General features: G+C 41.5%; 4 protein-coding genes and 1 pseudogene. 1 reads left to right on the forward strand and 4 read right to left on the reverse strand.

Features of this window, described 5'->3' with window-relative positions; translation table 11 throughout:
• Positions 1 to 63 precede the first annotated feature (63 nt).
• From PV763_RS16625 to ahcY, 4 genes and pseudogenes are all read right to left on the reverse strand, one after another.
• Positions 64 to 2,697, reverse strand: a pseudogene (locus PV763_RS16625) (putative bifunctional diguanylate cyclase/phosphodiesterase); the annotation flags it as partial.
• Between the two features lie 178 nt (positions 2,698 to 2,875).
• On the reverse strand, positions 2,876 to 3,586 hold the full coding sequence (locus tag PV763_RS16630; RefSeq protein ID WP_420938238.1) for a 16S rRNA (uracil(1498)-N(3))-methyltransferase: 711 nt from the start codon (positions 3,584 to 3,586) through the stop codon (positions 2,876 to 2,878).
• A gap of 37 nt (positions 3,587 to 3,623) precedes the next feature.
• Positions 3,624 to 4,460 carry a methylenetetrahydrofolate reductase [NAD(P)H] gene (gene metF / locus PV763_RS16635; protein WP_420938239.1) on the reverse strand — a complete coding sequence of 279 codons (837 nt, stop codon included), beginning with the start codon at positions 4,458 to 4,460 and terminating at the stop codon, positions 3,624 to 3,626.
• Between the two features lie 182 nt (positions 4,461 to 4,642).
• Entirely contained in the window at positions 4,643 to 6,025 is a 1,383-nt protein-coding gene (gene ahcY, locus PV763_RS16640) for an adenosylhomocysteinase (protein WP_420938240.1), read from the reverse strand.
• Between the two features lie 229 nt (positions 6,026 to 6,254).
• On the opposite strand from ahcY, the gene PV763_RS16645 reads away from it, so the two are divergent.
• A complete protein-coding gene (locus PV763_RS16645) occupies positions 6,255 to 6,833 on the forward strand; it encodes a hypothetical protein (RefSeq protein WP_227554926.1) in 579 nt (192 codons plus the stop codon).
• Positions 6,834 to 6,911: the final 78 nt, after the last annotated feature.

Consider the following 6,911-nt stretch of genomic DNA (forward strand, 5'->3'; position numbering starts at 1 on the left):
AAGCCTTCGACTTAACCTTCTTTTACATCAATAATGGCTTCATTTAATGTCAGCATACTTTTTAAAACACCACCCAATTTTTAAGGTATCAATAGGAAAATCAGCAAGATAGGAGAGAGAGGAGTAGCCTGTACCAAAATCATCTAGGGCAATATGAATATGTCGCTGTTTAATCTCATTGAGCAGGTTTTTGACCGCTTCCGAATTTTCGATTAAAGAAGATTCGGTAATTTCCAGCTCCAGGCTGGCGCCAGAAATCTGGTTATCTGCAATGGCCTGATCCAGATCATCGAGCAATTGACCACGACGCAATTGCTGCGCCACGATATTGACTGATACACAAATATGATTAAAACCCAGATCATTCCATTGGCGAATCTGTTTAGCGGCCTGCTGGATCACCAGACGACCAATGTCTGAAATCAGGCTAGTTTGTTCCGCTAACGGGATAAACAGCCCAGGTGCAATAATGCCTTTTTCTGGATGGTTCCAGCGAATCAGTGCTTCAAAGCCATAAATGCTTTGATCGCTGAAATTGATTTTGGGCTGATAATATACCACCAGTTCATTATTCTGGATCGCTTTACGCAAATCCCGTTCCAGAAAAACTCCTTTGTTCTGTAATGAATGATTTTCACTGCAATAAAAATGAATGGTGTTGCCACCGAGATTTTTGGCTTCGTTCAATGCCTGTTCGGCGCAGTTATTCAAATAATCCAGTTGACGGCCATGATCCGGATAAAATGCCACGCCCATAGACAGGGTAATCACATGATCCTGACCATAAATATTGAATGGTCTGCTAAAGGCCTGAGCGATGCGTTCACAATGGTGCTGAACTGAAGGGCGAATATGTGAGATTTCATAGAGAATCGCAAAATCATCACCATTTAGATGTGCCACAAACAGCGCTTCTGCATTGGTCATGCGCAGGCGCTGCGCTACCTGACGTAAAAGTTCATCACCGCCATTATTGGACAGATATTCATTCAATGGGCGGAAACGGTCGATGTTGAGTCGAATCACCGCCATCTCTTTAATCGAGTCTTTTTGCGAAACCAGATACTGATGTAGCTGATAGTTATAATAAAAGCGGTTCGGCAAGTCAGTCAGTGTGTCGTAATTTTCCAGATAGGACAGGCGCTGTTCCTGTAATTTACGTTCAGTCAGATCTGATACGATGCCAATATAATGGGTAATCCGGCCTTCATCATCAGTCACGGCATTAATATGCAGCCATAAGGTCGACTCTTTGCCAGACAGAAATTTGGCATAAACCTCTCCATCATAAGAGCCAATCTTTTGAATCTGTTTGACAATATTGGCCTGAAAAGTACGTTGCTGGGATTTATTTTGCACCGCAATATCAAATAAGGATTTACCGATAATTTCGTCACGCTCAAAACCGCTCAGGTATTCATAGTGAGGATTGATATCGATATAATCCAAATCAGGATTCAGAATGAAAATGCCTTCCGCAGCCTGTTCCAGTACACTGGCCACCAGCTTTAAACGTTCCTGAGACAGACGTTCCTGCTGAATATCACGACGGATACCGACCATGCGCAAGGGTTTTTTATTTTTAGGATCACGACTGATCACCCGGCCAATATCATGCACCCAACTCCAGCCACCTTCACTGAGCTTGATCCGATAAGTGGCATCATAGCGTTCAATCTGGCCACGCAGATGCTGTTTCATATTGTGCTTAAAATAGTCCAGATCTTCAGGGTGAATCAGATGCTGTAATTGCAGATGGTGATCTTTGGAATTACGCAGAATCTTTTCGTCTTTATGATTGGTTAAGGTGATGCAGCGCTCTTGAATATTCCAGTCCCATGGCCGAATACCGGCAATTTCATGTGCAAGTTCTAGGTTTTGCTGTTGATTTTTCAGGTCATGATTGATCTGTTCAATATCATAGGTACGTTCCCGTACTTTTTGCTCCAGCAATTGATTGCTGAGCTGTAATTGCAGTTCAATATCTTTGGATTTATTGACTTCAGTTTTGAGTTGCTGACACAGTTCATCAGTCCAATGCACTTGCTGTTCTGCATTTTTCACCAGAATATCATTTTCCGCATACAGGCGTGAGGTGCGGCTGTGAATTCGATAACTACTTGTCGCGCACAGCAAAATCACAATCATGGTGAAGTTTAAAGCCAGCGCAAAGAAAGGATTGGAATGACCTATATGATAAATTTGCGATAGTAAAAAAGGCAATAAAGACGGTAGAAATGCCAGGCAGAAATAACTCAGTTTTTGGGTTAAATAGGTTAAACCGAAGGCTTGGGTAACAATCAGCAACAAGGCAGACAAGGTCAGTGCTTCAATATCTTCAAATGCAGGATTGGCTTGTGGCAAGTAATAGTAAATTGTAAAAATGCCTGCCGCGATACTAAGGCCAACAGCCAGACTCTGTATCTGTAACCAGCGGTGTGCACTTTTCTGGTTATATTGTTCAGGCTTGAAATACAGCGTACTTACTAGCCAACACATGCTGACCAGAAGTTCTGTCAGAATAAACCAGGTATTAAAATAGGTATTAGACGGGCTATATTGAATGTGATAAATACAAAAAATATAAAGGCAGATCACCATTATACTGAGCAAAAAATAGCGACTATGGCGAAGCGTGTTCGCAATCTGAGCATCATGTAAATGCTGCTGAATATAGTCGTCCTGATTATCAACCATGTGATTCAATGCCTGTATTCATCCTAAACGGTTTTCGTCCTTGTGCATTGTTGTTATAAAAAACCCTAGGAAATGTGTGAAATCAATTAATAAGTATTTATTATTCTTTAGTCGAGATTAGATGTCTTAAAAATAAAAATCAACAAAATTAAAGACAAATTTTTACTCATCCGATGAACTAAAGCACATAATTCAAAATTGACAGGGCAACAACAGGAGCGGTTTCGGTACGCAGGACACGCTCACCTATACACCAGTTGAGAAAACCTTTCTGGTTTGCGGCACTAATTTCTGCCTCACTCAGGCCACCTTCAGGGCCAATCAGCAGGGCAAGATCTAAGGTCGCCTCTGCCAGTACATCTGTTTCATCTTTATTGGGTGCCAAAACCAGTTTGGTGTTGGGTAGTTCAGTATCCAGCCATTTTTCCAGGGAGATTGGCGCTAAAATTTTAGGAACAATATTCAGACCACATTGTTCACAAGCCGCAATAGCAATGCCTTGCCAGTGATCTAGTTTTTTCTGGTCGCGATCATACTTTAAACGCATTTCACAACGATCCGAAGTCAGCAGCTGAATTTCGGAAACGCCCAGTTCGACTGCTTTCTGAATCGCATAATCCATACGGTCGCCTTTACTCATCACCTGACCGAGCAAAGCCTGGAACTTTGGTGTGCGATTGGCAGGATTAAATGCATTGACCGAGACGGTGGCTGATTTTTTAGCAACCTCGGTTAAAGTCACGTCATATTCGCCACCCTGTCCATTGAACAGGGTCGCGCTTTCACCGACTTGCGCGCGTAAAACCTTTACCCAATGATGAAATACAGTTTCCGTAAGCTCAAGGCTGACATCAACAGTTAAATCAGCATCTATATAAAAACGTGGCATTGATCGTTCTACTCAAAAAATCGGTGAAATAAAGGGCTTAAGCTAAACCAAGATCGGTGACCAGCTGACGGGTCGGGTCAGTAGTATTCATGGTGTAGAAATGCAAGCTTGGCGCACCACCTGCAAGTAGACGCTCACAGAATTTAACCACAACTTCATGGCCAAAGGCTTTAATGCTGGCAGTATCGTCACCATAAGTTGCCAGTTGCTTGCGAATCCAGCGTGGAATCTCGGCACCGGTACCATCAGCAAAGCGAATCAGGTTGCTGGCATTGGTAATTGGCATGATGCCAGGGGCAACCGGAATATCAATCCCTGCTTTCTGGATACGATCTACAAAATAGAAATAAGCATCTGGATTGAAGAAAAATTGGGTTAAAGCAGCATTGGCACCCGCATTAACTTTATCAACAAAGTGCTGAATGTCTTTGTCAAAGCTTTCTGCCTGAGGATGCATTTCCGGATAAGCGGCTACTTCAATCTTAAAATGATCGCCTGAATGCTCGCGGATAAAGCGAACCAGATCCTGTGCATAAGGCAATTCACCTAAACCGACCTGACCAGAAGGCAAGTCACCACGCAGGGCAACAATACGGTTAATGCCTTGAGATTTATACAGGTCTAGAAGTTCTGCAATACGTGCCTTATCATCGCCAATACAAGACAGGTGAGGGGCGACAGGTGCACCTTTTCCATTAAAGTCATTGATGGTAGACAGGGTGCGTTCACGGGTCGAACCGCCAGCACCATAGGTCACAGAAAAGAATTCTGGATTTAAGAGTTGTAACTCTTGATGTACAAGCTTGAGTTTTTCCGCGCCTACATCAGTTTTGGTTGGGAAGAATTCAAATGAAATTGGAATCTGTTTAGACATGTTCAAATCCTTTTTTTATAAATACTTGTAATTTTGGATTGCCCTCATCCTAACCTTCTCCCAAAGGGAGAAGGGACTTCCATTATGATAGTTAAGGTCTTTAAGACTTACCCTCTAACTATTTTCACAATAGAAGTTTCCCTCTCCTTTTAGGAGAGGGCTAGGGAGAGGTAAAACAAAAATTAGTATTTATAAGCATCCGACTTGAATGGGCCTTCAACTTGAACGCCCAAGTAATCCGCTTGTTCTTGAGTCAATTGAGTCAAGACACCACCGAAACCAGCAACCATCGCAGCAGCAACTTCTTCATCTAATTTCTTAGGAAGAAGTTCTACACGAATTTGTGCAGCTTTTTCAGATTCTGGAAGATCAGCAAATTTCTCAGCGAATAAATGCATTTGACCCAATACCTGGTTGGCAAATGAACCATCCATAATACGTGATGGGTGACCAGTCGCATTACCAAGGTTCACCAAACGGCCTTCAGAAAGAAGGATCAGGTAATCATTTTCATTTTCTGAACGATACACCTGGTGTACTTGAGGTTTAACTTCAACCCACTTGTAGCCACGTAGGTAAGCTGTATCAATTTCAGTATCAAAGTGACCGATGTTACATACCACAGCGCCCGCTTTTAATGAATCAAGCATTGCCGAGTCACACACGTGGTAGTTACCCGTTGTAGTCACGATCAGGTCAGTGTTTTGAAGAAGATCAAGATTCACGTCTTCTTTCTTGCCAGTTTGCACGCCATTTTTGTATGGAGATACAACTTCGTAACCGTCCATGCATGCTTGCATTGCGCAGATTGGATCAACTTCAGTTACGCGTACAATCATGCCTTCTTGACGAAGGGATTGCGCAGAACCTTTACCTACGTCACCATAACCGATCACAAGTGCACGACGGCCAGATAAAAGCATATCTGTACCACGTTTGATTGCATCGTTCAGTGAGTGACGGCAACCGTATTTGTTGTCGTTTTTAGACTTGGTTACTGAATCGTTTACGTTGATTGCAGGAACTTTTAAAGTGCCATCACGAAGCATTTCATACAGACGTTGAACACCTGTCGTTGTTTCTTCAGTTACACCGTGAATTTTTTCAATCACTTCTGGGTATTTTTCATGAACAAGTAGTGTTAAATCACCGCCATCGTCAAGAATCATGTTGGCATCCCAAGGCGTGCCATTTACATTGATTTGTTGTTCAAGACACCACATGTATTCTTCTTCAGTTTCGCCTTTCCAAGCAAACACAGGAATGCCCGCAGCAGCGATAGCAGCAGCAGCATGGTCTTGAGTCGAGAAGATGTTACATGAAGTCCAGCGAACTTCTGCACCCAATTCAACCAGCGTTTCAATTAAAACGGCAGTTTGAATGGTCATGTGGATACAGCCGAGAATTTTCGCGCCTGCAAGTGGTTTAGCAGCAGCATAGCGTTTACGCAGACCCATGAGGGCTGGCATTTCAGCTTCAGCAAGTTTAATTTCTTTACGGCCGTAATCAGCAAGTGAAATATCAGCAACTTTGTAATCTGTAAATGAAGCAGTAACCGCGTTCATCAGGATCTCCTAGGAAAAAATAGATTGGATCGTTCTGTTCGCGGATGCCGTTGTTGATCAGAACGAATGTCTGACCGATGGTCGAGCCTAGCGATTTTACATTTAGTGCCTGTAAAACGTCGCAGCATCCCTCGACTAGCGCAGTATTGTACTTGGATTTAAAGTGATAGCCAAGTTATATAAAATCCGATACAAATACATTGACTTAAAAATATACTAAGGAAGAAGAATGGATGACTTAGAGGAAATTACAAAATCCATCGATGTGCTGATCCAAGATAAACCACTGGATTTCCTTGGACACTGTGAGCTAAAAACTGGATGTAAATTATTGATCATAGATTTACTTATAAATTTTAATAGGTTGGAGGTGCATCTCAAGAGGCTCGTAACATATGTAGAAATACCTACATATAAGGATGAAGTGAGAACCTTACCTTTGTCACAGCTTATAAATGTGAAAGAATTACATAAGCATTTGAATGGTGAAATAATTTATTTATTGGGGAAAGTTGAGAAGAACTTATTTGTTAGAAATTTAATTGCTCATTCAATTCCTACACTAATAAAGGATAAATATATCGTTTTCTTATCTCATGATATTAGTGAATTAAAAAAAATACGCATCAATGCGAAGAGGGAGGATTATAAATATGCAGAAACAGAGAGAACGAAAGCCTTATTAAAATTGAAAGAAAAAATAGATCATAGTAATTATAGTGTTATGAGGCTTAATGATTTGATTGGATTAAATGAGCTTTTAGATTATTTAATAAAGGAAATAGAATTTATTGTGAATCATATATGATAACGCAGATTCAAATCTCAAGTGCGACACATTTGTAGTTAGTTGAAAAAGTTAGGTGTATTCGTAGAATCATTGGAC

This window comes from Acinetobacter sp. AS5 (assembly GCF_048957595.1).
Lineage (GTDB): Bacteria > Pseudomonadota > Gammaproteobacteria > Pseudomonadales > Moraxellaceae > Acinetobacter.